Source organism: Cryobacterium sp. MLB-32 (genome assembly GCF_000738085.1).
Classification (GTDB): domain Bacteria; phylum Actinomycetota; class Actinomycetes; order Actinomycetales; family Microbacteriaceae; genus Cryobacterium.
In genome coordinates this window covers 1-837 of sequence record NZ_JPRS01000377.1, presented here as the reverse complement: position 1 = coordinate 837, position 837 = coordinate 1, and the positions used below count along the sequence as shown (strand labels likewise).

The following is an 837-nucleotide window of genomic DNA, read 5'->3' as shown; positions in this document are numbered from 1 at the left end:
CCGCGCCTCCGTCGCTGACTTGAGTCTCGACATCGGCGATGGGGAATTCTTCACACTTCTCGGGCCCTCTGGCTGTGGAAAATCCACCACGCTTCGGATGGTTGCCGGATTCGTTCAGCCGTCCGATGGCCGGATCATGTTCGACGACGACGACATGACGACTACGGCACCCAACAAGCGCGGCACCGGTATGGTCTTCCAGAACTACGCGCTCTTCCCTCATATGACTGTGCGGGCCAACATCTCCTATGGGCTGAACGTTCGAAAGGTCAGTTCCGGCGAGAAAGCAGCGCGCATCGACGAAGCGCTGCAGCAAGTGGGCCTCGAGGGATACGGGGAGCGCCGCATTGACATGCTCTCCGGAGGCCAACAACAGCGCGTAGCTCTCGCCCGCGCCCTCGTCATTCGCCCCAATGTTCTCCTGCTGGACGAACCGCTCTCGAACCTAGACGCAAAACTCCGCGAAGAGACCCGCACCGAGATCCGAGCCACTCAGAAGGCTGCGGGAACAACCTGCCTCTACGTCACGCACGACCAAGCTGAGGCCATGGCAATGAGTGATCGTGTCGCCATCCTTGAAGCCGGAATCCTGCATCAGGTCGGCAGCCCTCGTGATATTTATCACCGTCCCGCCACCGCGTTCGTCGCTCGTTTCATCGGTCGATCCAATGTGCTTACCGGTACAGTGGTAGCCACGCAAGGTGACAACATTCGCGTGCGAGTAGCCGATGGCACGGTGTTCACTGCGCCCCGGGTAGCCAACACTGCATCCGATTTGGTGTCGGTGGACGATGACGTCGCAGTTTCGCTTCGTCCTGAGGCCATCACCCTCACCAT

General features: G+C 60.0%; 1 protein-coding gene. It reads left to right on the top strand.

Annotated elements, in window-relative coordinates; genetic code table 11:
- A partial coding sequence (locus JF66_RS18710; protein ID WP_035880377.1) for an ABC transporter ATP-binding protein occupies positions 1–837 on the top strand: 837 nt, incomplete at both ends.